This is a genomic window from Desulfovibrio piger (assembly GCF_012843875.1).
Taxonomy (GTDB): Bacteria; Desulfobacterota; Desulfovibrionia; order Desulfovibrionales; family Desulfovibrionaceae; genus Desulfovibrio.
Window position 1 is genome coordinate 1 of record NZ_JABAFY010000018.1, and the last position, 23,853, is coordinate 23,853.

Sequence of the window (23,853 nt, forward strand, 5' to 3'; positions counted from 1 at the left end):
ATTGTCTCCACCCGCATAGCGGGTGGTTTTTTGTTTCGCGCCTGTCAGGCGCTCAACAGGCTAAAGCCCATAAAAAAGAGGCCGCGGGCATAAACAAAAAGGCCGGAGCCTCAAGGGCCCCGGCCTCCGGTTGTCCGTTATCAAAAAATGCTAGCGTCCGCTTTCGCGTTCTTCCTGGCAGGCACGGCACAGGCCGACACCGGGCAGGGCCTCCAGACGCTTCTGGGGGATGGGCTCGCCGCATTCGCGGCAGCAGGCCACGCCGTCGATCCAGTCGGGACCGCCCTGGTCCATGGCAGCGCGGGCGCGGGAGAGGGCAGCTTCACGGTCCAGACGTTCAAGTTCAGTGGCCTGGTCAAAAACATCCATGCATCTGTCTCCTTAAAGCAAGCGGCAATCCCGTATGAGCCGGGATTGCCGTAGTGGATTGGTGCGGGCCTGTGTAGCACAGGCGCCCCATCCTGTAAAGAGTCCGCCCGCAGCCACCAGGAAAAAATCAGGGCCGGCAGGCTCCTGGGCGACCGTGATGGCCGCCCTGAAAAACGCTAAAAAGAGGCTCCCGCACCGGAGCGGCACGGGAGCCTGGATATGTACCGGGAAACGCCGCCTTACTTCGCCGTACGCAGGATGTCTTCCAGCGTATCGATGAAGGCGTCGAGGTCGGCCTTGTCGATGGTCAGGGCAGGCAGCAGGCGCAGGGTCACGCCGTGGCTCAGGTTGCAGATGAAGCCGCGGGCGATGAGTTCGCGCCACACGGCGGCGGCATCCACAGCCAGCTCGATGCCGATCATCAGGCCCAGGCCGCGCACTTCACGCACGGTACCGGGCAGCTTGTCCTGGATGGCACGGACGCGATCCATCACATGTTTGCCCAGCTCGGCGGCACGGTCGGCCAGCTTGTCGCGGAGCATGATCTCCACGCACTTGGCCGCCACACCGGAGGCCAGCGCGCCGCCGCCAAAGGTGGTGGCGTGGCTGCCGGCCTCGAAGCCCTTGGCCATCTCGTCGGTGGCCAGCATGGCGCCCATGGGCAGGCCGTTGGCCAGGGACTTGGCCATGCTGATGGCGTCCGGGGTCAGGCCGTGCTGCTGGAAGGCCCAGAAGGTACCGGTGCGGCACAGACCGGCCTGCACTTCGTCACAGATGAAGAGGATGTCGTGCTTGCGGCACAAGTCTTCCACACCGCGCAGGTAATCGCCCGGCAGGGGCACGATGCCGCCTTCGCCCTGCACCACTTCCACCAGCACCGCCGCCGTGGCGGGCGTGATGGCGGCTTCCAGCGCGGCCAGGTCATTGGCGGGCACCTGCTTGAAGCCTTCGGGCAGCGGCGTGAAACCGTCGCTCAGGCTCTCGCGGCCCGTGGCGGCCAGCGCGCCGAACGTGCGGCCGTGGAAGCAGCCGCCCAGGGTGATGATCTCGTAGGCGTCGCGCTGCTTGACCTTGCGCATGTAGCGGCGGGCCAGCTTGATGCAGGCCTCGTTGGCCTCGGCGCCGGAATTGCAGAAGAAGGCCTTGCCGTGATGGCTGGTGCTCAGCAGCAGGCGGGCCAGTTCCAGCTGTTCTTCCTGATAGAAAAGGTTGCTGACGTGCCAGAGCTTGTGGGCCTGGGCTTCCAGGGCGGCACAGACCTCGTCGTTGCAGTGGCCCAGGGCGGTCACCGCGATGCCGGCCAGCAGGTCCACATATTCCTTACCGTCCACGTCCCACAACCGCGAGCCCTTGCCTCGGACCACAGCCACGGGATATCGGCTGTAGGAACGGCAAAGCAGTGCTTCTTCCTGGGCTTTGACGGCGGAAAATGTGTCGGACATGGTCAACTCCTTTGCTGGGAGGCCTTGCGCCATCCCACGGGGCACGCGCCCCGGCAATCGTGAAACAGAAAAGGCTTTGGAAAAAACGGGAGACCTGCCGGGAAAACAGACGTCCCGGCCCGACGGCGGATATGCCCGCGGCACACGCGGCAACGCACGGCCCCGGCCGGCGGCATCCCCTGGCGGAGACTAGCGCCCCGTATGTCCGAAGCCGCCCGCACCGCGCTCCGTGGCAGAAAGGCTCTCCACCTCCTGCCAGACAGGGCGGACAAAGGGCTGGAAAACAAGCTGGGCCATGCGCTCCCCACGCTTGAGGATGCGCTCCTCGCCCGAGGTGTTGAGCAGCATGACGAGGATCTCGCCCGTATAGTCGGGGTCGATGACCCCCACTCCCTGGGCCACGGTCAGGCCCTCACGCGCACCAAGGCCGCTGCGGGAATAGAGGAAACCCGCGAAACCGGCCTCGCAAGGCTGCACGCTGATGCCCGCAGGCACGCAAAAGCGGCCTCCGGCAGGGATGCGCACACAGTCCTCGTCCAGACAGGCGCGCAGGTCGATACCGGCCGAGAAAGCCGTGGCCGGTTCAAGCTGACCGGCGTACAGGGAACGGGCCCCTTCGCGCACGAAAGCGAGGCGCACGGGGCAGGTGGGTACGGAAAAATTGCTCATGGCGTGAGATGTAGCGCACATGCGGACAGCGGGCAAGAGGCTCAAAGCCTTGCGGGCCCGCAGGATACGGCCACAGGACCGCCGCTTTGTGCCCGTGCTCATGGACAGGTCCCCGCCGGCCCGGCAGCCAGCTCCACGCAGTGGTCTTCCCCTTCCTCCATCAGCGAGCGTACAGGCCAGTTGCGGGGATTTTCAGGAAACATTGCCAGCAAGTTCCCAGCCGGGACATCTGCAAAAAATTTTTTTCAATCCCTCCGGACATTCCCTTGCCCGGCATACGCCCCTCCACCCCTGCAAGAGAAGAGTACAGGCCACCAGCAAACGTGCCTTCCCTTCCCGTCCGGATACGGCGGCCCGTCCTCCGCGCATCGAGCCCCGTCTCCCCCTCTCATCTCCTCTAGTAAAACAGCGTGGCGCTGCCCCGCCCGCCTCCTGCAGACAAACCCCTCATGAGCTGAGGCCCCTGCCCCAACGACAGATTCCACAAAACGCCCTCCCCCTCCGGCAATACCCAAGCCCGCAGCACAATCCCCGCCAATATCAAGACCTCATCCGCATCACGACCGGCAATGGAGCCACGCGAGGGCCCCCATGCGCTCCGGGATGCCCGGGTATGGTCGACGAACGGGAGCAGCAGCTCCTCCGGGGACCGTCGCGCTCGGGAGGCTCACCGCCCGCAAATTCCCTGGCACTGACCAGAACAAAAGTTTTCGCGGGGATGGGGGCACGGGGGAAGGGGAGCCTTTTCCAAAAGGCATCCCTTCCCCCGGACGGCCCACTTTCCTCCAATAACAAAACGGGGCCCTCTTCCCTTCCGCCGCCTCCGCTCCTGCGCCCCCTTGCCTTCCGGGCCCAGATTGGGCAAAGATGCGGCCAACAAAAGGAGATGGCGTGACTGAACACAGCTATGCGGTTATTGGTGGCGGCCTGGCCGGTTGCGAATGTGCCCTGCGTCTGGCGCGGGCCGGTCTGCAAGTGACCCTGTTCGAACAGAAGCCGGAGTTCCGTTCCCCGGCCCATGTCAATGACGGGCTGGCGGAGCTGGTCTGTTCCAATTCCCTGCGCTCGGACGAGCTGACCTCCGGCATCGGCCTGCTCAAGGCCGAGATGCGCGAACTGGGCAGCGACTTCATGGAGCTGGCCGACGCCCACCGCGTGCCTGCGGGCAAGGCCCTGGCCGTGGACCGCGAGGCCTTCTCGGCGGCCATGACGCAGCGCGTCATGTCCACGCCCGGCATCACGCTGGTGCACCGGCAGATCACGTCCCTGGACGATCCCGCGCTGGACGGCTTCGAGACCGTGGTGCTGGCGGCCGGGCCCATGGCTTCGGAGAATCTTTCCGCCTCGCTGGCCGAAGTGGTGGGCGGCGACCACTGCTATTTTTATGATGCCATCGCGCCCATCGTCTGGACGCATTCCCTGAATATGGACATCGTGTTCCGTGCCTCGCGCTACGGGCAGGAAAAGGGCGAAACGGGCGGCGACTATCTCAACTGCCCCATGAACAAGGAAGAATACGAAGCCTTCTATAATGCCCTGCTGGAAGCGCAAAAGGTGGGCGCACGGGAATTCGAGAAGGAAAAGCATTTCGAAGGCTGCATGCCGGTGGAGGCCCTGGCCGAACGCGGCCCGCGCACCCTGACCTTCGGCCCGCTGAAGCCCGTGGGCTTCGTGGACCCGCGTACCGGCCGCCGCCCCTGGGCCATCCTGCAGCTGCGGGCCGAGACCCTCAACGGCGAGACCTGCAATCTGGTGGGCTGCCAGACCAAGCTGACCTACGGCGAGCAGGCGCGCGTGTTCCGCATGGTGCCCGGTCTGGAAAAGGCGGAATTCGCCCGCTTCGGCAGCATGCACCGCAACACCTATGTGAACGCGCCCGTGGCCCTGAACGAGGACCTGTCGCTCAAGGCGCGGCCCCGCGTCTTCCTGGCCGGACAGATCACCGGTGTGGAAGGCTATCTGGAATCCGCCGCCTGCGGCATGTGGCTGGGCATGCTGCTGGCCGCCCGCGCCCAGGGCAGGGAGCTGGCCCTGCCGCCGCTGGAATGCGCGCTGGGTGCCCTGCTCAACCATCTGCGCACCCCGGTGAAGCACTTCCAGCCGTCCAACGCCCATTTCGGCCTCATGCCGGAGCTGGACGAAAAAGCCAAGAAGAAGGACCGCAAGGCCCTCTACTCGGCCCGGGCGCGCGAACGTTTCGCCGCCTGGCGTGCGGAACAGGGGCTGTAGCAGCCTCGACTTTCGGCTCTGTTGCAAAAAAAGCGCATTTTTTTCGAAAAAAATGCGCTTTTTTTGTTCCCTTCTTCCAGAGCGTCTTGCCCATTTTTGACGGCCACCGGAAAAAACGGGCAAAAAGAGAGGCAAAAATAAGGCTGCAACCTGTTGAAAATAAAAAATAAAAAAAAATTAAAAAAAATTGTTGACTCAGGGGGTGGTTTTCGCTAGATAAGACTTCGCCTCTTGGAGTAGGAGCGTAGCTCAGGTGGCTAGAGCACTTCCTTGACACGGAAGGGGTCAGCAGTTCAAGTCTGCTCGTTCCTACCAAATAAAATAATAAGGGCATGAGCCCGTGGCGACAGGGGCGGTGCCCGCCAGATAGCTGCACGAAAGCAGCACGTTTTTTTGAAGATGGGGAGGTTTTTCAGCCTCCCCATTCCTTTTTTGTACCATACGCCCGACAAGGGCGCCTGAAGGAGTATAAGCATGGATGTCCGCGTGGAAGGACAGGTGGTGGACGCCCCCGAACAGGGTGATGTGGCCGCTGTTCTGCAGAAAGCGCTGAGCGGCAAAAAATTCAAATCCGTGGTGGCTGCGCGTGTGACCGCAGAGGGCACGGAGACTTTGTGCGATCTTTCCGCCACCGTTCCCGCCCAGTGTACCGACATCACTCCCGTGTACGCCGATTCTCCCGAAGGCCTGAGCATGATCCGCCATTCCACGGCCCATGTCATGGCCGCCGCGGTGAAAAAGCTTTACCCCTCGGCCAAGGTGACCATCGGTCCCGCTGTGGAAAACGGCTTCTACTACGACTTCGACGTGGAAAAGCCCTTCTCCAGCGAAGACTTCCCGGCCATCGAAGCCGAGATGCAGCGCATCGTCAACGAACGCCTGCCCTTCGTGCGCACCACCATGAGCAAGGCCGACGCCATCGAGAAGTTCAGCAAGATGGGCGAGAACTTCAAGGTGGAGATCATCGAAGGCATCGAGGGCGACACGGTCTCCCTGTACACCTGCGGTGATTTCACCGACCTGTGCCGCGGCCCCCACGTGCCGCACACCGGCTTCTCCAAGGCCAGCAAGATCCTTTCCGCTGCCGGCGCCTACTGGCGCGGCGACGAAAAGAATCCCATGCTCTCCCGCCTGTACGGCACCGCCTTTGCCGACGAGAAGGCCCTCAACGCCTACCTGAAGCAGCTGGAAGAAGCCAAGCGCCGCGACCACCGCAAGCTGGGCCGTGAACTGGGCTTCTTCACCTTCCATGAAGACGTGGCCCCCGGCATGGTCTTCTGGCTGCCCAAGGGCATGCTGATGCGCACCATCCTGGAAGATTTCTGGCGTCGCGAGCACATCAAGCGCAACTACGACCTGGTGCAGGGCCCGCAGCTGCTGCGCGTGGAGACCTGGCAGCGTTCCGGTCACTACGACCACTATCGCCAGAACATGTATTTCACCCAGATCGAGGACGATCAGTACGGCATCAAGCCCATGAACTGCATCTCGCACATGCTGATCTACCGCAACGATCTGCGCAGCTACCGTGACCTGCCCCAGCGCTACTTCGAGCTGGGCGTGGTGCACCGCCACGAAAAGAGCGGCACCCTGCACGGCCTGCTGCGTGTGCGTCAGTTCACCCAGGACGATGCCCACATCCTGTGCACGCCCGAACAGCTGGAAGGCGAGATCCTCGGTGTCATCCACCTGATCCGCGACCTGATGCATCTGTTCGGCTTCGACTACAAGGTGGGCATCTCCACCCGTCCCAAGGACAGCATCGGTACCGACGAAGCCTGGGAACTGGCGACCAATGCCCTGATCGAGGCCGTGAAGAAGGCCGACATGCCCTACGAGATCAACGAGGGCGACGGCGCTTTCTACGGTCCCAAGATCGACGTGCGCCTGCTGGACTGCATCGGTCGCGAATGGCAGTGCTCCACCATCCAGGTGGACTTCACCCTGCCCGAACGTTTCGACCTGACCTATGTGGGCCAGGACGGCGAACGTCATCGTCCTGTCATGGTGCACCGGGCCATCATGGGCTCGCTGGAGCGCTTCATCGGTGTGCTCATCGAGCAGTACGCCGGTGCCATGCCCACCTGGCTGGCGCCCGAACAGGCCCGGATCCTGACGGTCACCGATGCCCACAACGAAGCCGCGCTCAAGGCCTGCGAGGAGCTGAAAGCTCTGGGGATCCGCGTGACGGCCGATACGCGCAACGAGAAGCTGGGCTTCAAGGTGCGCGAGGCGCAGCTGGCCAAGGTGCCGTATATTCTGGTGGTTGGAGAAAAGGAAGCGCAGGCGGGCGGCGTCAATGTGCGTCTGCGCAATGGGGACAACCTGGGGCTCAAGTCCGTGGCGGAAGTGGCTGCCCTGATCCGTACGGACAGCGAAGAGCCTTTCAAGAATGGAGGGATGCGCTATAGCTTCTCCTAACATGAGACCCCGGCGCGACGTGCCGCAGGACGGCGTGCGTCGCAACGAGATGATCCGCGCCCGCGAAGTGCGCGTCATCGGCGCCGATGGGGAACAACTGGGTATTTTGCAGCGCAACGAGGCTATTGCCCTTGCCAAGGAAGCCGGTATGGACCTGGTGGAAGTCGCTTCCACCTCCGAACCGCCTGTCTGCCGCATCATGGACTACGGCAAGTTCAAGTACGAGCAGCAGAAAAAGAAGCAGGAAGCCAAAAAGCGCCAGAGCGTGGTGCAGATCAAGGAAATCAAGGTCCGTCCCAAGACCGACGACCATGACTACGAGACCAAGCTGCGCCACATCCGCCGCTTTCTGGAAGACGGCGACCGCTGCAAGGTGACGGTGTTCTTCCGTGGCCGCGAGATCGTCCACAAGGACCGTGGCATCAGCATCCTCGAACGCGTCGTGCAGGACCTGGCCGATGTGGCCAAGGTGGACCAGGAGCCCCGTGCCGAAGGCCGCACCCTGCAGATGCTGCTGGTGCCCAAGAAGTAGTCCTTCGCCAGAGCCTTTTTTCCTGACGTCACAGGTGGCCTGTGCCGTCAGGACTGCCTGCGCGCCCCTGCATTTTTGCACTTGCGCCGCACGGCTTTTTCAGGCAATATGCCGTTCCTGCCCGTAGTGTACGGGCAGGTTATTCGCTAAGGAGTATATCATGCCCAAGATCAAAACCCGGCGTTCCGCGGCCAAGCGTTTCGAGCTCACCGGCAGCGGCAAGTTCAAGCGTCGTCGTCAGAATCTGCGCCACATCCTCACCAAGAAGGCTCCCGGCCGCAAGATGCGCCTGGGCCAGGCCGCCATCGTTGACCGCACCAACGAGAAGGCCGTGCGCCGGATGCTGCCCAACGGCTAGTCATCCGAGCCTTGCGGAAGCTCCGTGCGCGGAGCGTCCGTGCCGGAACGCGAGAGCGTGACGGCGTGAATTCTGATCCGTCCGGATTGCGCGCCCGCATGCGGGAGGCGGCATGACCGCCGCAGCACCGCCGCGCGGCGCAGCGCCCCACAGGGGCGACGGCCAGCGCAAAGCCATTCTTTTCAAGCAATTTGCGCCCCATCTGGGATCAATTTTTTTCCCCGGCAGGCACAATACCTCCGCCTTGGCCGGGCGAAAGGAGGGTACCCCCCATGCGTGTGAAGAGAGGTCTCGCCGCTCATCGTCGGCACAAAAAGTACCTGAGCGCGGCCAAGGGTTTCCGTGGTGGCCGCAGCCGTCTGTATCGTACCGCCCGTGAGGCTGTGGAGCGTTCGCTCCAGTATTCCTTCATCGGCCGCAAGCACCGCAAACGCGACTTCCGCACCCTGTGGATCCTGCGTATCAACGCCGGCGCGCGCCTGAACGGCCTGTCCTACAGCCGCCTCATGCACGGCCTGAACAAGGCCGGCATCGCCCTGAACCGCAAGGTTCTGGCCGACCTCGCCGTCTACCACAAGGACGACTTCGCCAAGGTGGTGGAAATGGCCAAGGCTGCCCTGTAGTCGGCACGCCACAGCTTTTTTGAGTGCGCGGCATGTCTTGGCGTGAGGTTTTTCCTCGTGCGGGATATGCCGCGCTCTTTTTTTCCGCCGGAGATTCCGGTAAGATCGGGCGCGCCCCGGATGCCGCGGCATGCGGCCCCGGCGGCATGCGCCCTGTTGTCGTGTGGCGGCGGGACATGGTGTCCCTCCGCCGCTGTTGTGTGCGGCCGTCAGGGCCGTCCCTTTGACCGTAACGCCGCCTGCGGCGGCTCCGGGAATTCGCATGGATTTGATGACTGTATTGGAAAGCCTGGTTACAGACCTCGAAGCTGGTCTTGACCGGGCTTCTTCGTTGGATGAACTGGAAGAACTGCGGGTGGACTTTCTGGGCCGCAAGGGCAAACTGGCCCAGGCCATGAGCTCCATGGCCAAGCTGCCCCCCGCGGAACGCCCCGCCGCGGGTCAGAAGGCCAACAGCGTCAAGGAGCGCCTCACCGCCCTGTTCGACGCCCGCAAGACCGCCCTGGAAGCGGCCCGCGAAGCCGAGGCCCTCAAGCGCTTCGACCCCTCCCTGCCCGGCCGCGCCCCCTGGCGCGGTTCGCTGCACCCCACCACCCTGGTGATGGAAGAGATCTGCGGCATCTTCAGCAAGCTGGGCTTCGACATCGCTTCCGGCCCGGAAGTGGAAAACGACTTCTACAATTTCGAGTCCCTCAACATGCCGCCGGAACATCCCGCCCGCGACATGCAGGACACCCTCTACATCACCGAGCGCGTGCTCATGCGCACCCACACCTCTCCCGTGCAGGTGCGTACCATGCTGGGCCGCAAGCCTCCCCTGGCCATCGTGGCTCCCGGCAAGGTCTACCGCCGCGACTCCGACCTGACCCACACCCCCATGTTCCATCAGGTGGAAGGCCTGGTGGTGGGCCAGAACATCAGCATGGCCCATCTGCGCGGCACCCTCACCGCCTTCGTGCGCTCCGTGTTCGGCGGCCATACCGAAGTGCGCTTCCGCCCCAGCTTCTTCCCCTTCACGGAACCCTCCGCCGAAGTGGACATCAGCTGTTGCATGTGCGGCGGCAAGGGCCACATCAACGGCGAACCCTGCCGCGTGTGCAAGACCACCGGCTGGGTGGAGATCCTGGGCTGCGGCATGGTGGACCCCGCCGTGTTCGCCTCCGTGGGCTACCCCGCCGATGTGAGCGGCTTCGCCTTCGGCCTGGGCGTGGAACGTGTGGCCATGCTCAAGTACGGCATCGGCGACCTGCGCATGTTCTTCGAGAACGACGTGCGCTTCCTCGGCCAGTTCGGCCTGCACGCCTAGGGTGGGTCCCGTGCCTCTGTCCGTCCGTCTCCGCCGTGCCTGTGTCCCCGTGCTGCTGGCCCTGCTCTGCGCCGCCGGCAGCGCCGCGCTGGATGCCGGTGATGCCTGGGCCGCCTCGGCCCTGAGCCCCCGCCACAGCGGCCTCGAACCGCCCGGCGGGCCCAAGCCCATGGAAGGCCTGCCCGCCATGGGCAATGCCGGCAACACCACCGAGCGCGGCATGGGCTATACCGATGCCTACGGCCGCCCGCTCAAGGACTACGGCCCCGAGGAAGTGAAACCCCGCAAGCGCCCCCGCGGCGGCGCCTACGGCACTTACGGACGCAAACAGAGCCGCCCCCTGCCGGATCCCGACGCCGACACGCCGGGCAAACCGGCTTGGGACTTCAACTGAATCAACTGCTAACCGGCCCTGCGGGGCCAGTGAGATGACATATGCTGCTTTCTCTTTCGTGGCTGCGCGAATTCGTCCCGTATGAAGGCACGGCACAGGAGCTGGGCGACCGGCTGACCATGCTGGGCCTGGAACTGGAAGAAATCGTGCGCCCCTATGACGCCATCGCCCCCATCGTGGTGGGCCATGTGGTGGAATGCGTCGACCATCCCGAATCCGACCACCTGCACATCTGCAAGGTGGACGCCGGCCAGGGCGAACTGCTGGACATCGTCTGCGGCGCCCCCAACGTGGCCGCCGGCCAGAAAGTCCCCGTGGCCCTGGTGGGCACCACCATGCCCGGCGGCCTGGTCATCAAGAAGGCCAAGCTGCGCGGCGCTCCCTCCTTCGGCATGATCTGCTCCGAACGCGAGCTGGGCCTCACCGAAGACCACAGCGGCATCATGGTCCTGCCCGACAGCGCCGTGCCCGGCACCCGTCTGGTGGACACCCTGGAGCTGGACCGCGAGGTGCTGGACATCTCCATCACCCCCAACCGCGCCGACTGTCTCTCCGTGCTGGGCCTGGCCCGCGAGACCGCCCTGGCCTTCAACCTGCCCCTGACCATCCCCGAACTGCCCCTGTGCGAGGACGGCCCGGCCCGCGACCTGCCCAGCGTGGAAGTCAGCGATCCCGAGCTGTGCAACCTTTACGCCGGCCGCGTCATCGCCGGCGTCAAGATCGCTCCCTCGCCCATGCGCATCCGTCACCGTCTGCATGCCGTGGGCGTGCGTCCCATCTCCAACATCGTGGACGTGACCAACTACATCCTCTTCGAATGCGGCCAGCCCCTGCATTCCTTCGACCTGGACAAGCTGCGCGGCAACCGCATCATCGTCAGCCCCGCCGCCCAGGGCGAGAAGATCGTCACCCTGGACGGCCAGGAACGCACCCTCGATCCCCGTGACCTCTGCATCCGCGACGCCGAACGCGCCGTGGCCCTGGCCGGTGTCATGGGTGGCCAGGCCACCGAGATCGACGATGCCAGCACCAACGTCTTCCTGGAAAGCGCCGTGTTCCGTCCCGGCACCATCCGCAAGACCTCGCGCCGTCTGGGCCTGTCGTCCGAATCCTCCTACCGCTTCGAACGCGGCATCGACCACAAGCGCTCCATCTGGGCCCTGGACCGTGCCTGCGCCATTATGGTGGCCGCTGCCGGCGGCAAGGTCTGTCCCGGCTACCCCCTGGCCGAGCCCAAGCCCTTCGTGCCCGTGCAGATCGAGTTCCGTCCCGCCCGCGCCAACGCCCTGCTGGGCGTGGAGCTGAGCCGCGACTTCGACGAGAAGGTGCTCTCCGGCATGGGCTGCGCCATCGAGAAGACCAGCGACGACAGCTGGCAGGTCACCCAGCCCAGCTGGCGCCCCGACCTGACCCGCGAAGCCGACCTCATCGAAGAAGTGGGCCGTGTGCACGGTCTGGACACCATCGCCCCCGAACTGCCCGCCTTCCTGCAGGATCTGGGCCGCGCCGGCGAACCCATGTCCACCTTCCAGTTCTGGTCCCGCCTGCGCCACTGGGGCGCCGGTCTGGGCCTCAACGAAGCCGTCAACTACAGCTTCGTGGGCCACAAGGATCTGGACCTGCTGGGCCTGCCCGCCGAAGGCCGCATCTCCATCATGAACCCGCTCTCCGCCGAACAGGATGCCCTGCGCACCGTGCTGGCCCCCGGCCTGCTGCATGACCTGCGCAACAACCTGGCCCAGGGCGCCGCGGGCGTGCGCCTGTTCGAGCTGGCCAACACCTTCACGGCCGCTCCCAGCGACGATCCCCACGCCACCGGCGCCAGCGAGACCGGCATGCTGGGCGTGCTCCTCTACGGCCAGCGCCACGACAGCGCCTGGCCGCATGTGGAAGCCGACATGGATTACAGCGACCTCAAGGGCATCGTGGAGCACCTGCTGCACTTCCTCAACCTGTCCGCCCCCGTGTGCGAACTGGCCGAGAGCCACCCCTACCTGCTGCCCTGCGTGCGCCTGAGCGTGGACGGCACCGAGGTGGGCGTCATGGGCCGCGTGCGTCCCGAGATGGCCGACAGCTTCCACGCCCGCAAGGACGTCTGGCTGGCCGAGCTCAACCTCGACGTGCTGCGCCGCCTGCATGATGCCGCCCAGGTGCGCTTCCAGAGCCTGGCCGTCTTCCCGCCGGTGCGCCGCGACATCACCGTGGCCGCCCCTGTGGGCGTGACCGTGGGCGCCATCCTGGACCAGATCATGGGCCAGAAGCAGCCCCTGCTGGAAGGCGCCGTGCTGGTGGACAGCTTCAGCCCCGAAGGCAGCGACGAACGCAACCTCACCTTCCGCCTGACCTTCCGTCACGCCGAGCGCACCCTCAAGGATGCGGAAGTGGACAAAGTGCGGGAAAAGGTGGCACAATCCCTGGTGCAGGAGCTGGGAGTACGCATCTAGCCCCCTGCCCCTTCCGTACCGGGCGAGCCGTGCCCGCCCCGTGACGGAAGTGCTGCTGATACGGTATTCCACGGGCTGCGGCCCCCTTGCGGGGCCGCGGTCCGTGGCGCTGCGTGCGGCCCCGGCCCGCGCGGTGAAACCCGCAAGAGAGGGAGCATGTCGGAAAAACTCTACAAGATCGGCCAAGCCGCCGCCCTGCTCAACCTCAATACTTCCGTGCTGCGTTTCTGGGAAACGGTGTTCCCCCAGCTGACTCCCCGGCGTACGGACTCGGGCCAGCGTTTCTACACCGAAGAGGACATGGCCCTGCTGCGCCGCATCCAGCAGCTGCTGCACCAGAAGGGCATGACCATAGAAGGCGCGCGCCGCATCCTGGACGGCAGCGCCACCCTGGACGAGGTCCTGCCGGAACGCGCCGCCAGCAAGCGCGATCCGGCCCTGATGCTGAAGCTGAAAAACGAGCTGACCGAGCTGCGCCGCGTTCTGGCCGGCCGGTGATCCCCTGTCCTGCCGCTCCGGCAGTACGCCGCGGCGGTCCTGCACGACAGGCAGCGCACCACAGGATGCCGCATGATCCTTTCTCCTTCCCTGCTCTCCGCCGATTTCTCCCGTCTGGCCGACGAGCTCGCCGCCCTTGAGGCCGCGGGCATCTCCTGGCTGCACCTGGACATCATGGACGGGGCCTTCGTGCCCAATATCACCTTTGGCCAGCCCGTCATCAAAAGCCTGCGCAAACGCAGCAGCAAACTTTTCTTCGACGTGCACCTCATGATCGAGGAGCCCGCCCGCTATCTGGAATCCTTCCGTGATGCCGGGGCCGACATGCTGGTCATCCATGCCGAGGCCGACCGCCACCCCCAGCGCACCCTCAGCGAGATCCGCCGCCTGGGCATGAAAGCCGGTCTGGCCTTCAACCCCGGTACGGACATCGCCTCCCTGCGCTGGCTGGCCCCCGATCTGGACATGGTGCTGGTCATGAGCGTGAACCCCGGCTTCTCCGGCCAGAAGTTCATCCCCCAGAGCTTCGACAAGATCCGCGCCACCCGCGCCATGCTCAACGCCGCCGGTGCCGGGGACGTGCTCATCCAGGTGGACGGCGGAGCCTGCCCCGAGAACACCGCACAGCTGGTGGCCGCCGGTGCCGACGTGCTGGTCTCGGGCTCGGCCTTCTTCGGCCATCCGCCCTATGACCAGTGCCATCAGAAATTCCAGGCCGCCGCCCAGGCTGCGGCCGATAATGCCCACAATGCCCGTTGCGCTGCGGCCGCCCTGTGGCAGCCCGGCCGCGCCCTGAAAAAATAACTCAACAAAGGACCGCATCATGCCTACCCGCAGACAGTGTGCCAACGCCATCCGCGCCCTTGCCATCGACGCCATCGAGAAGTCCCGTTCCGGTCATCCCGGCGCCCCCCTGGGCATGGCCGACATGGCCGAAGCCCTCTGGCGCCACGGCTTCAAACACAATCCCGCCAATCCCGGCTGGATGGATCGTGACCGCTTCGTGCTGTCCAACGGTCACGCCTCCATGCTGCTCTATGCCGTGCTGCACCTCACCGGCTACGACCTGAGCATGGACGACATCCGCAACTTCCGCCAGCTGGGCTCCCGCACCCCCGGCCATCCCGAATGCGACGTGACCCCCGGCGTGGAAATGACCACCGGTCCCCTGGGTCAGGGCATCTCGTCCGCCGTGGGCATGGCCCTGGCCGAAAAGATGCTGGCCACCCGCTTCAACACCCCCGAGCACACGGTCATCGACCACCACACCTACGTGTTCCTCGGTGACGGCTGCCTCATGGAAGGCGTGTCCCACGAAGCCTGTTCCCTGGCCGGCGTGTGGGGCCTGGGCAAGCTCATCGCCCTGTACGACTCCAACGGCATCTCCATCGACGGCAAGATCGACGGCTGGTTCACCGAAGACGTGGCCGCCCGCTACAAAGCCTACGGCTGGCAGGTCATCGGTCCCGTGGACGGCCATGACGCCGAGGCCCTGGACGCCGCCCTGGCCGAAGCCCGCGCCGACGCCGAGCATCCCAGCCTCATCATCTGCAAGACCCACATCGGTTTCGGTTCCTCCAAGGCCGACTCCGCCTCCTGCCACGGCTCGCCCCTGGGCGTGGACGTGGCCGCCGCCACCTGTGCCGCTCTGGAATGGCATCAGCCCGCTTTCTCCGTGCCGGACGACATCGCCGCCGCCTGGGACGCCCGTGAAGCCGGCAAGAAGGCCGAAGCCGAATGGCAGGCCCGTTTCGACGCCTACCGCGCCGCCTGTCCCGAGCTGGCCGCCGAACTGGAACGCCGCATGAAGGGCGACCTGCCCGCTGACTGGGCCGACATCGCCGCCGCCATGGTCAAGAAGGCCGTGGAAGCCGGTGAGAGCATCGCCACCCGCGTGGCCTCCAAGAAGGCCCTGGAAGAACTGGTGGGCAACCTGCCCGAGATGCTGGGCGGTTCCGCCGACCTGACCGGTTCCGTGGGCACCAAGACCAGCCATTCCGTGAACTTCGATCCCGCCACCTGCACCGGCAACTATCTGGCCTACGGTGTGCGAGAGTTCGGCATGAGCGCCATCATGAACGGTCTGGCCCTGCACGGCGGCTTCATCCCCTACGCCGGCACCTTCATGGTCTTCTCCGATTACGCCAAGAACGCCCTGCGTCTGGCGGCCCTCATGGGCACCCGTGCGGTCTGGGTCTTCACCCACGACTCCATCGGTGTGGGCGAGGACGGCCCCACCCACCAGCCCATCGAACAGGTGCCCGGTCTGCGCCTCATGCCCGGTCTGGATGTCTGGCGTCCCTGCGATACCGTGGAGACCGCCGTTGCCTGGCAGTGCGCCCTGGAGAACGCCCACCGTCCCACCTGCCTCTCGCTCTCGCGCCAGAACCTGCCCTTCGTCAGCCGCGACGAGGCCCAGGTGCAGGCCATCGCCCGCGGCGGCTACGTGCTGCGTGACTGCGACGGCACCCCCGAGCTCATCCTCATGGTCACCGGCTCCGAAGTGGGCATCACCCTTGAGGCCGCCGAGGCCCTGACCGCCGAAGGCCGCAAGGTGCGCGTGGTCTCCATGCCCTGCTGCGAGCGCTTCGACGCCCAGGATGCCGCCTATCGCGAAAGCGTGCTGCCCGCCGCCGTGCGCGCCCGCGTGGCCGTGGAAGCCGCTGCCGCCGATTACTGGCGCAAGTATGTGGGCCTGGACGGCGCCGTGCTCGGCATGACCACCTTCGGTGCTTCCGGCCCGGGCAAGGCCCTGGCCGAACACTTCGGCTTCACCTCCGCCCACCTGGCCGACATGGCCCGCCAGCTGCTGGGCTAACGCGGGACTGACATGAGCTGCTGCGGAGAGAGGCCTGTGCTTTAGGGCCCCTCCCCCAAACGCGTGAAACCAAGGCCCGGGATCGCGGGATGGCATATCCCCAGGTCCCGGGCCTTTTTGCGTCCTGCCCAAAGAGGACAAATTCCATGCTGGCGGGCGTGGACGGGATCGGGCCGCAGCCATGTCCCTGCCGCCAAGAGCGGGACGAACAGGACATTGCTGGCCGTACCCTACAGAGATGCCGGGCCGTATCCCCTGACGGGCCCGACATACAGAACAAACAGCCATCCTCCCGTCCGGAGGCGGGACAGCGGTTGCCGGATATTCCGCTACCGGCATTCCCTTTGACCTTTGGGGCCGGGCTGGACTTTCCTCTTCGGGGAACATATCTTTTTGACAAACCGGACGCCGTGCCCCGGCCCTTCCCGGTGATCCCTTCCCTGACAAAAAGGAGGCAGACATGCCCATCAGACTGTTGCAGGACATGGAGTGCAGCGGCAAGACCGTTGTCATCCGCCAGGATCTCAACGTGCCCATGAAGGATGGCCGCATCACCAACGACAAACGTATCCGTGCGGCCCTGCCCGGCATCCGCATGGCGCTGGACAAGGGCGCGGGCGTGGTCCTGCTCTCGCATCTGGGCCGTCCCACCGAAGGCGTGGTGGAAGAAAAATTCTCCCTGGCGCCGGTGGCTGCCCACCTTTCCGGCCTGCTGGGCCGTCCCGTGAAGCTGGCCGCCGACTTCGACGCCGCCAAGGCCGCTCCCGGTGAAGTGGTGCTGCTGGAGAACATCCGCTTCTTCAAGGGCGAAAAGAAGAACGATCCCGAACTGGCCGCCAAACTGGCCGCTCTGGGCGACATCTATGTCATGGACGCCTTCGGGGCCGCCCACCGCGCCCATTCCTCCACCGAAGGGGCCGTGCGCGCCGCCAAGGTGGCCTGCGCCGGGCCGCTCATGGCCGCCGAACTGGACGCCTTCGCCAAGGTGCTGGATGCTCCCGCCCGTCCGCTGATGGCCATCATCGGCGGTTCCAAGGTCTCCACCAAGCTGGGCCTGCTGGACAACCTGCTGGGCAAGGTGGATACCCTCATCGTGGGCGGCGGCATCGCCAACACCTTCCTGGCCGCTGCCGGTTACAGCGTGGGCACCTCTCTGTATGAGCCCGAGCTGGTGGACGATGCCAAGAATGTCATGGCCAAGGCCAAGGAACTGGGCAAGACCCTGCCCCTGCCCGTGGACGTGGTCACGGCCAGGGAACTGGCCCCCGGCCAGACCGCCACGGTCTGCGACGTGGACAAGGTGCCCGCTGACGAGATGATCCTGGACGTGGGTCCCAAGACCGTGGAACTGTACGCCGGTCTGTTGCAGAAGGCTGCCACCGTGGTCTGGAACGGCCCCGTGGGCGCCTTTGAGACCGATCCCTTCGGCGCGGGCACCAAGGCCCTGGCCGAAGCCCTGGCGGCTTCCCCCGCCTTCGTGGTGGTGGGCGGCGGCGACTCCGTGGCCGCTGTGGAAAGCTACGGCCTGGCCGACAAGATGGGCTACATCTCCACCGGCGGCGGCGCCTCCCTGGAGCTGCTGGAAGGCAAACTGCTGCCCTCCGTGGCCGCCCTGCAGGATCGCGGCGAATAACTGACGCTCTTCCCGGAGGGGCCCGTCCCCTCCGGGATTTTTTTGTCTCCGGCCCGGGACTCGGGCGCTGACCAGTCCGCGAGTCCGGCGAGTCCGGCCCGCAGAACGCCACAGGGCTGTTGCCCTGCCGCCTCTCCCCCGGCAAGTTTCCCTGCCCTGGAATGGTGAGGGAAAGCTTTCCCGGCCTGTTCTTTCTCTGCCCTGAACGAGTTTTTTTCGTCTTCCGGCCCCGTCAATGCCTCCGGCACGTTGCGCGGACGGCCCGGCTGGGGTATCATCGCGCTGCGTCCGGCAGGGGGAGCCCCTTTGCCGTACCACCGTCCGCGGGCCCCGGGCCCGCCCCCTCTTTTGTCTTTTATGGAGGAAAATGTGCGGCGTTTTTATCAGGAAAGCTGGCAGGGAATCCCGTTTACGTCATTCTCGCACATTTCTTTTTTCCATCTGGCGGAACCCAAGTTTTACGCCACCTTCTATGAAGAGCTGTTCCGGCGCTTCAAGGACTGGGACGATCTGCCCGCCGTCTGGCGGCAGAACAAGCGCAAGGACGCCCAGTGGCTGGCCGCCCGCCTGCGCGAACAGGCCGCCCTGCGTCCTGAAGGTTCCGGCCCGCTGCGTGTGCTCTCCATCGGCAGCGGCGTAGGCTATATGGAACATTGTCTGGTGGAGGAGATGTCGGCCGACGAGCTGGAGCTGCACGTCAACGAGCCCAGCACCGTCAGCATGCGCTGGCTGCGCCGTCATGTGCCCAACGAGCGCATGTATATCGGCATGCCCCCGGCCTGCCTGCCGCCGGACGTCTTTTATGACGTCATCTATCTTTCGGCCGTGGACTACAGCATCCCCACCCGCGAGCTCCAGCACCTGCTGGGCGAATTGCGGGCACAGCTCGTGCCCGGCGGCCAGCTCATCTGCCTTTCGGCCTCGCTGCTGCAGGAAGACAGCTTCATCGGCAGTTTCGTCAACGCCCTCAAGATCGTCATCCGCGGCTTCCTGCACTTCCTGGGCATCCGCCGCCAGCAGTTCTGGGGCTGGCGCCGTACCCGCGACGAATACCGCGAGCTGCTGCGCAAGGCGGATTTCCGTCATCTGGAAGACGGCTGGCTGGAAGACGGTTTCGAGACCTACTGGATACGCGGCTGTTAGCCCGGCCCGAAGATATCCCTGCTAGATGATCCCGGATGCGCCTGCCGCGTCCGGGATATTTTTTTCCCGGCCGGGACCGGGCAAGGCCGAGCGTACGGCAAGATGGGTGCTGAAATCCTCGGGCAGGCACAGGCACAGGGCCCCGGCACGGCCGCCCAGCAGGCTGCGGAAGGCCAGATGCCAGACAGGCTGCTCATCGGGGGTCAAGACGGCCAGACGCGGCAGGGAGGAGCTGTGGCCGCAGCGGGGATGCCAGGACGACGGTTTGCTGGCCAGATCGAAGGCGGCCAGGAAGCGGTCCGCGAACTTGCGGGCCAGCATGGTCTCCAGCGCGGTCAGGGGACGCCGGTCGGGGCGCTCGAAGCCCCCCGCGCCGAAAAATTCTTCCAGCAGGCTGAAGACGAAGGCCCTGTCCAGCACGAGCAGCGCGGGCTCTTCCAGGCCCTCCAGCTCCACGGCACAGCAACAGGAAGCCTCGCGTATGCTGTCCGCCACGCTGCCGAAAGGACGACGGCGCACGGGCTGCGGCGTCAGCTCCAGCAGGCGCCCCCGCTGCTCCTCCATGCTGGCGGCGCACAGGCGGGCGCAGCGCGCAGCCAGGGCATCCAGCCGGGCTTCGTCGTCCGCAGGGGCGGCCGCTCCGGCCGGCGGAGCGTCATTCCCTCCGGCGGCAGGCAGGCCGTGCAACAGGGCGGCGATCTCTTCCTGTGAAAGTATGCTGCTCATGACTGTCGATTTCCCGTAGTTTGCGACAAAGAATGCAAGAACGAGGCCAAACGCCCGGGCCTCCGAGGCTTGCCTTGCCCGTCGCCTTGAGGCAGTGTGGCGGCATGAAACTTTGTGTCCATGAACTGCCCCGCACGAGCGCCGGGCAGGATGAAGTCTCTGCCGCGCCCCCGCGTTGCGGCCATGCGGCCCCCGGCGACGATCTGGCCCGGGCCGTCTGGCTGGGCGGGCTGGCGGCGCCCGTGCCCCTTTGTTCCGGTCTGGGCCGTTGCGGCCGCTGCCGGGTCCGCTTCCATGACCTGTCCGTGGCGCCCGATCCCCTGCCGGAAGAAGAGGAGATCCTGGGCCCCGACCTGCTGGCCCGGGGCTGGCGTCTGGCCTGCCGTCGTCAGATAACTGACGCCATGGGCCCGGAGCTGCATCTCGATGTGCCCGCACCGGAAAAAATGACGGTCATGACCACGGCCGCGCCCTCTCTCCCGAAACAGGACCATCTGGCCCTGGCCGTGGACCTGGGCACCACGTCGCTGTACTGGCGCCTGATCGCCGTCCCCGATGTCCGGGAAGAACCGGCCCCTGACGATTTTTCCCTGCTCTGCCGTCCGCCCCTGCCGGTGTCCGTGGTGGCCGAAGGGCACGACCTCAACCCGCAGGCCGGGGCAGGCGCGGACGTCATGTCCCGTCTGGCCGTGGCCTGTGCGCCCGAAGGCCGGGCCCGGCTCGCCCGGCTGGTACGTGACCATCTGGCGGCCCTGCTGCGGCAGCAGACGGCCTCCCTGCCCGGCATCCCTGTGGAGCGGCTGGTACTGGCGGCCAATACGGCCATGACCGACATTTTTCTGGACAGGGACATCAGCGGCCTGTGCGCCGCGCCCTACCGGCGCAGCCATGCGGGCGGCTGCGGCCTGACCGTGGAAGGGCTGCCGCCGCTGCTGATCCCGCCCCTGCCCGCGCCCTTCGTAGGCGGCGACATCAGCGCCGGGCTGCTCCGTTTGCTGGCCGACGGCCTGCCGCGTCCGCTGCTGCTGGCCGACCTGGGCACCAACGGCGAGCTGGCCCTCGTGGACGCCCGGGGCCGTCTGTGGCTTGCCAGCGTCCCGCTGGGCCCCGCCCTGGAAGGCATCGGGCCCCAGTGCGGCCGCATGGCCGGGCCGGGGAGCATCACCCGTTTCGAGGTCTCGCCCCTGGGACTGGCCTGCCACAGTGTGGACGGCCCTCTGGCGGCCGGGGCCGATGTGCAGGGCATCAGCGCCACGGGCTATCTTTCCCTGCTGGCCCTGCTGCTGCGTCTGGGCTGTCTGGATGCGGACGGGCATTTCCGCACGCCCGCCTCGCCGCTGGCCCGGCGTGTGGCCCCGCCGCCCCAACAGGCCCGGACGGGGCTGCGCCTGCCCCTGCCGTACGGGCAATGGCTGGCCGCCGCCGACGTGGAGGAGCTGCTCAAGGTCAAGGCCGCCTTCTCCCAGGCTCTGGAGGCCCTGCTGCGGGCCGCAGGGCTGGCCGCCGCCGATGTGGCCTGTCTGGCCCTGGCCGGTGCTCTGGGCGAACATTGTCCGCCCGCCTGTCTGGAAGAGCTGGGCTTTTTGCCCTACGGCATGGGGCGGCGTGTGCGTGCCGTGGGCAACAGCTCGCTGGATGGCGCCGCCCTGCTGGCCGCCGAGCCCTGGCGCCTGCCCGCACTGGTACGCTGGTGCGCCGCGGCCACGCTCGTCCCTGTTGCTGAAGATCCCGGCTTCCATGCCGATTACCTGCGCCATATGCGCTTTGGAGTATAAATGTCCGATACCCGACAGAAAAAATACGGCGAAGCTCCGGCCCCCCGCGGTCCGCGCCCCGCAGGCCGCGCGACGGAACGCCGTTCTTTCCATGAAGAATCCCGTAACGACCGCGAGCGTGGCCGCCGTTCCGAAGCACCGCGCCGCCAGTACTCCTCCTTTACCGGTGAGCAGGCCGAGCGCCCCTCACGGCGTCAGGAAGAGTTCTCCGGCTGGAGCCGCCCCGGCCAGCGGGAGGCCCGTGCGCCCCGTGACGCCCGTCCGTCCCCGTGGCAGATGGAGTCCGAGCTCCTGCCCGCCCTGCCCGACGTGGTCCGGCGGGAACTGGATGCCCTGGGCCAGGCCCTGCGCACGGTGCGCCCGCTGCGCAGCGCCCATTACCGCAACCTGCCTGCGGACATCGAGGCCCTTTCCCGTCTGCTGACCTGCGAACGCTCCGGCCTCTACAGGCCCTACTGGAGTTCCCCGGCCAGCACCAGCGCCTATCTGTATTATTTCCTGCCCTGGAACGTGCTGCGTCTGGCGCGCCTGTTCCGTTCCCTGCCCCTGCCCGATCCCCGCCTCTGGCTGGAAAAAGGCCAGACGCCCCTGCTGCTGGACGGCGGTTCCGGCCCCCTGAGCGTGCCGCTGGCCCTGTGGCTGGCCCGTCCCGAATGGCGCGCCCTGCCCATCCAGGTGCTGGCCGTGGACAATGCCGTGCAGCCCATGGAACTGGGCCGCGACGTCATGTCCGCCTGGGGCGACATCCTGGGCCAGCCCGTCTGGCAGGTGCGTGTGGAGCGGGGCTCGCTGGAGCACATGCCGCGCCTGGAACGCAAACTGGCCGATACGCTGGAGCGTCAGGAACGCCATCTGCGCCCCTGGCTGCTCACGGCGGCCAACGTGCTCAACGAACTGAGCGCCGAGAGCCGCCAGATGAACCGCGAAGACGACGAGGACGAGGAAGGCTCCGGCGGCGTGCGTCGTCTGGAGAACCTCCTGGACGAGCTGGAGCCCCTGTGCTGGCCCGCGCCCCTGAACGAGGACGAGACCGGCAGCGCCGACGAGGCCCTGCTGCCCGCGGCCCTCTTCGTGGAGCCCGGCACCCGTCTGGGCGGCAAGACCATCAGCCGCCTGCGGGATGCCGCGCTGGAGCGTGACCTGATGCCCCTGGCCCCCTGCACGCACCGGGCCCCCTGCCCGCTGGCCCACGCCCATGCCGGACGCGGCTGGTGCCACTTCACTTTCGACTGCGAAGGCGCGCCGCAATGGCTGCAGGAGCTGTCCTCCGCCGCCGGTCTGGCCAAGAGCGCCCTGAGCCTGGCCCCGCTGTTGCTGCGGGCCGACCCGGCCGCCGGGGAGAGCCTGTTCGACGATCTGGACGACCTTGATGACGAGGCCCCGGACAACAGCCGCGAAGCTGCGGCCATGCTGCGCCAGCCCCGGCCCGTGCGTGTGCTCTCCTCGCCCTTCGTAGTGCCCGGCCTGCGCGGCCAGGCCCGTTATGCGTGCTGTGCCGCCGGTCTGGCCGTGGTGCCCGATGCCGCCGCCCTGCCCTCGGGCGCGCAGCTCACGGCCCGGGCCCAGGCGGACGAACGGCCCGGCACGCCCCGCCGTGACCGCAAGAGCGGAGCCCTGCTGCTGGCCCTGCCCGCCGTCCCCGGCGGCAACCGCGGCCCGGGACGTTTCGCGGGCTCCGAAGAACCGCGCCGGAACTTCCGTGACCGGCAGGAGGACAGATACGGGGACAAGCGCTTCGGCAGGCGCTCCGACGAACGCGACACTGCCGACGGCGCCTTCCGCGACCGCCGCAACGGCAACGACCACCAGCCCCGCCGTGACGACCGGCGCGGGGCCCCGGAACGACCGGCCCATCCTCAGGACCGGCGTCCCGGACGGTATGAAGACGGCCGCCGTCCTGACCGGAACGACGATCTCCGTGCCTTCCCCCGGAACGACCGCAGGCCCGATGGCCGCCGCCCTGATCAGCGCTCTGACCGGCGCTCCGGCGACAGGCGTCACGGCGATGCCCCCAGGCGAGGCCGTGGCCGCGGGGAGGACTAGCCACCCTTCCTGCGAAGGGCCCGCAACGGGCAAACGTGTTTTCATACACATGTCCGCAGGCCTGCCGCACGGGCGTTCCGTCTGACCGGCAGCGGCCGCGCCGCTGCTGCCTGTGATCTGGCGGATGCCCATGAAATAAAAGATATGGGGAAGGGGTCCCGGCCCCTTCCCCTTCGTTTTGCCCGGCGCCCGATCCCGCCACCGGCAGCAGCACGGCACCTGCGGGCAAGCCCGGCAGGCTCTGCCGGAGGGCTTTTCCGGCGCTCTGTGACAAAAATCTTTTTCCGGGCCCGGAAAAATTTTTCTTTCCCCGCCTTTTTCTTTGCAGGTCAAGGCCCTGCGGGGGTTTTTCCCCCGTGGGCCCTCCGCGGGTGACAAGAGCCGTTTTCTTCAAAAAACATCCTGATTTTATTGAACAAGATCAAAGCGG

General features: G+C 66.3%; 19 protein-coding genes and 1 tRNA gene. 16 read left to right on the forward strand and 4 right to left on the reverse strand.

Annotation, left to right across the window (positions count from 1 at the left end; translation table 11 throughout):
- Positions 1 to 150 precede the first annotated feature (150 nt).
- The 3 genes from HF854_RS06265 to dut all read right to left on the reverse strand — a co-directional run bounded on the left by HF854_RS06265 (position 151) and on the right by dut (position 2,501).
- Positions 151 to 369 (reverse strand): TraR/DksA family transcriptional regulator, encoded by a 219-nt coding sequence (locus tag HF854_RS06265; RefSeq protein ID WP_040369802.1) that lies wholly within the window; start codon positions 367 to 369, stop codon positions 151 to 153.
- A gap of 239 nt (positions 370 to 608) precedes the next feature.
- The gene (locus tag HF854_RS06270) at positions 609 to 1,811 is read right to left on the reverse strand and encodes an aspartate aminotransferase family protein (RefSeq protein WP_168935526.1); all 1,203 of its coding nucleotides are present in this window, start codon (positions 1,809 to 1,811) and stop codon (positions 609 to 611) included.
- A gap of 189 nt (positions 1,812 to 2,000) precedes the next feature.
- Positions 2,001 to 2,501, reverse strand: coding sequence for a dUTP diphosphatase (gene dut / locus HF854_RS06275; protein WP_239463900.1), 501 nt, complete (start codon positions 2,499 to 2,501; stop codon positions 2,001 to 2,003).
- An 846-nt stretch (positions 2,502 to 3,347) separates the two neighbouring features.
- Between dut and trmFO the strand changes: the two genes are divergently transcribed.
- The 14 genes from trmFO (at position 3,348) to HF854_RS06345 (ending at position 18,879) form a co-directional block, all read left to right on the forward strand.
- Positions 3,348 to 4,709, forward strand: coding sequence for a methylenetetrahydrofolate--tRNA-(uracil(54)-C(5))-methyltransferase (FADH(2)-oxidizing) TrmFO (gene trmFO, locus HF854_RS06280; protein ID WP_168935527.1), 1,362 nt, complete (start codon positions 3,348 to 3,350; stop codon positions 4,707 to 4,709).
- Between the two features lie 238 nt (positions 4,710 to 4,947).
- Positions 4,948 to 5,024 (forward strand) — tRNA-Val (locus HF854_RS06285).
- 159 nt (positions 5,025 to 5,183) lie between these two features.
- Positions 5,184 to 7,130, forward strand: coding sequence for a threonine--tRNA ligase (gene thrS / locus HF854_RS06290; RefSeq protein ID WP_168935528.1), 1,947 nt, complete (start codon positions 5,184 to 5,186; stop codon positions 7,128 to 7,130).
- A gap of 1 nt (position 7,131) precedes the next feature.
- Entirely contained in the window at positions 7,132 to 7,662 is a 531-nt protein-coding gene (infC, locus tag HF854_RS06295) for a translation initiation factor IF-3 (protein WP_006008106.1), read from the forward strand.
- A gap of 160 nt (positions 7,663 to 7,822) precedes the next feature.
- Positions 7,823 to 8,020 (forward strand): 50S ribosomal protein L35, encoded by a 198-nt coding sequence (gene rpmI / locus HF854_RS06300; protein ID WP_006008104.1) that lies wholly within the window; start codon positions 7,823 to 7,825, stop codon positions 8,018 to 8,020.
- Positions 8,021 to 8,292: 272 nt separating this feature from the next.
- Positions 8,293 to 8,643: a 50S ribosomal protein L20 gene (gene rplT / locus HF854_RS06305; protein WP_006008100.1), complete on the forward strand. Its 351-nt coding sequence runs from the start codon at positions 8,293 to 8,295 to the stop codon at positions 8,641 to 8,643.
- 262 nt (positions 8,644 to 8,905) lie between these two features.
- Positions 8,906 to 9,949: a phenylalanine--tRNA ligase subunit alpha gene (gene pheS, locus HF854_RS06310; protein WP_168935529.1), complete on the forward strand. Its 1,044-nt coding sequence runs from the start codon at positions 8,906 to 8,908 to the stop codon at positions 9,947 to 9,949.
- Positions 9,950 to 9,959: 10 nt separating this feature from the next.
- Entirely contained in the window at positions 9,960 to 10,343 is a 384-nt protein-coding gene (locus HF854_RS06315; RefSeq protein WP_204674539.1) for a translation initiation factor IF-2, read from the forward strand.
- A 41-nt stretch (positions 10,344 to 10,384) separates the two neighbouring features.
- On the forward strand, positions 10,385 to 12,787 hold the full coding sequence (gene pheT, locus HF854_RS06320; protein WP_168935530.1) for a phenylalanine--tRNA ligase subunit beta: 2,403 nt from the start codon (positions 10,385 to 10,387) through the stop codon (positions 12,785 to 12,787).
- Between the two features lie 156 nt (positions 12,788 to 12,943).
- Positions 12,944 to 13,285 carry a MerR family transcriptional regulator gene (locus HF854_RS06325; protein ID WP_168935531.1) on the forward strand — a complete coding sequence of 114 codons (342 nt, stop codon included), beginning with the start codon at positions 12,944 to 12,946 and terminating at the stop codon, positions 13,283 to 13,285.
- A 72-nt stretch (positions 13,286 to 13,357) separates the two neighbouring features.
- Positions 13,358 to 14,089 carry a ribulose-phosphate 3-epimerase gene (rpe, locus tag HF854_RS06330; protein WP_168935532.1) on the forward strand — a complete coding sequence of 244 codons (732 nt, stop codon included), beginning with the start codon at positions 13,358 to 13,360 and terminating at the stop codon, positions 14,087 to 14,089.
- Between the two features lie 19 nt (positions 14,090 to 14,108).
- Positions 14,109 to 16,103, forward strand: a complete 1,995-nt coding sequence (gene tkt / locus HF854_RS06335) for a transketolase (RefSeq protein WP_168935533.1) — start codon at positions 14,109 to 14,111, stop codon at positions 16,101 to 16,103.
- Between the two features lie 460 nt (positions 16,104 to 16,563).
- A complete protein-coding gene (locus tag HF854_RS06340; protein WP_168935534.1) occupies positions 16,564 to 17,736 on the forward strand; it encodes a phosphoglycerate kinase in 1,173 nt (390 codons plus the stop codon).
- 369 nt (positions 17,737 to 18,105) lie between these two features.
- Complete coding sequence (locus tag HF854_RS06345) at positions 18,106 to 18,879, forward strand: class I SAM-dependent methyltransferase (protein ID WP_168935535.1); 774 nt, start codon at positions 18,106 to 18,108, stop codon at positions 18,877 to 18,879.
- Between the two features lie 21 nt (positions 18,880 to 18,900).
- Here the strand turns inward: HF854_RS06345 and HF854_RS06350 are convergent, their stop codons facing one another.
- The gene (locus tag HF854_RS06350) at positions 18,901 to 19,605 is read right to left on the reverse strand and encodes a hypothetical protein (protein WP_168935536.1); all 705 of its coding nucleotides are present in this window, start codon (positions 19,603 to 19,605) and stop codon (positions 18,901 to 18,903) included.
- A gap of 104 nt (positions 19,606 to 19,709) precedes the next feature.
- On the opposite strand from HF854_RS06350, the gene HF854_RS06355 reads away from it, so the two are divergent.
- Positions 19,710 to 21,380 (forward strand): ASKHA domain-containing protein, encoded by a 1,671-nt coding sequence (locus HF854_RS06355; protein ID WP_168935537.1) that lies wholly within the window; start codon positions 19,710 to 19,712, stop codon positions 21,378 to 21,380.
- A complete protein-coding gene (locus tag HF854_RS06360; protein WP_168935538.1) occupies positions 21,381 to 23,423 on the forward strand; it encodes a small ribosomal subunit Rsm22 family protein in 2,043 nt (680 codons plus the stop codon). It abuts the gene before it with no gap.
- The last annotated feature ends 430 nt before the right edge of the window (positions 23,424 to 23,853 follow it).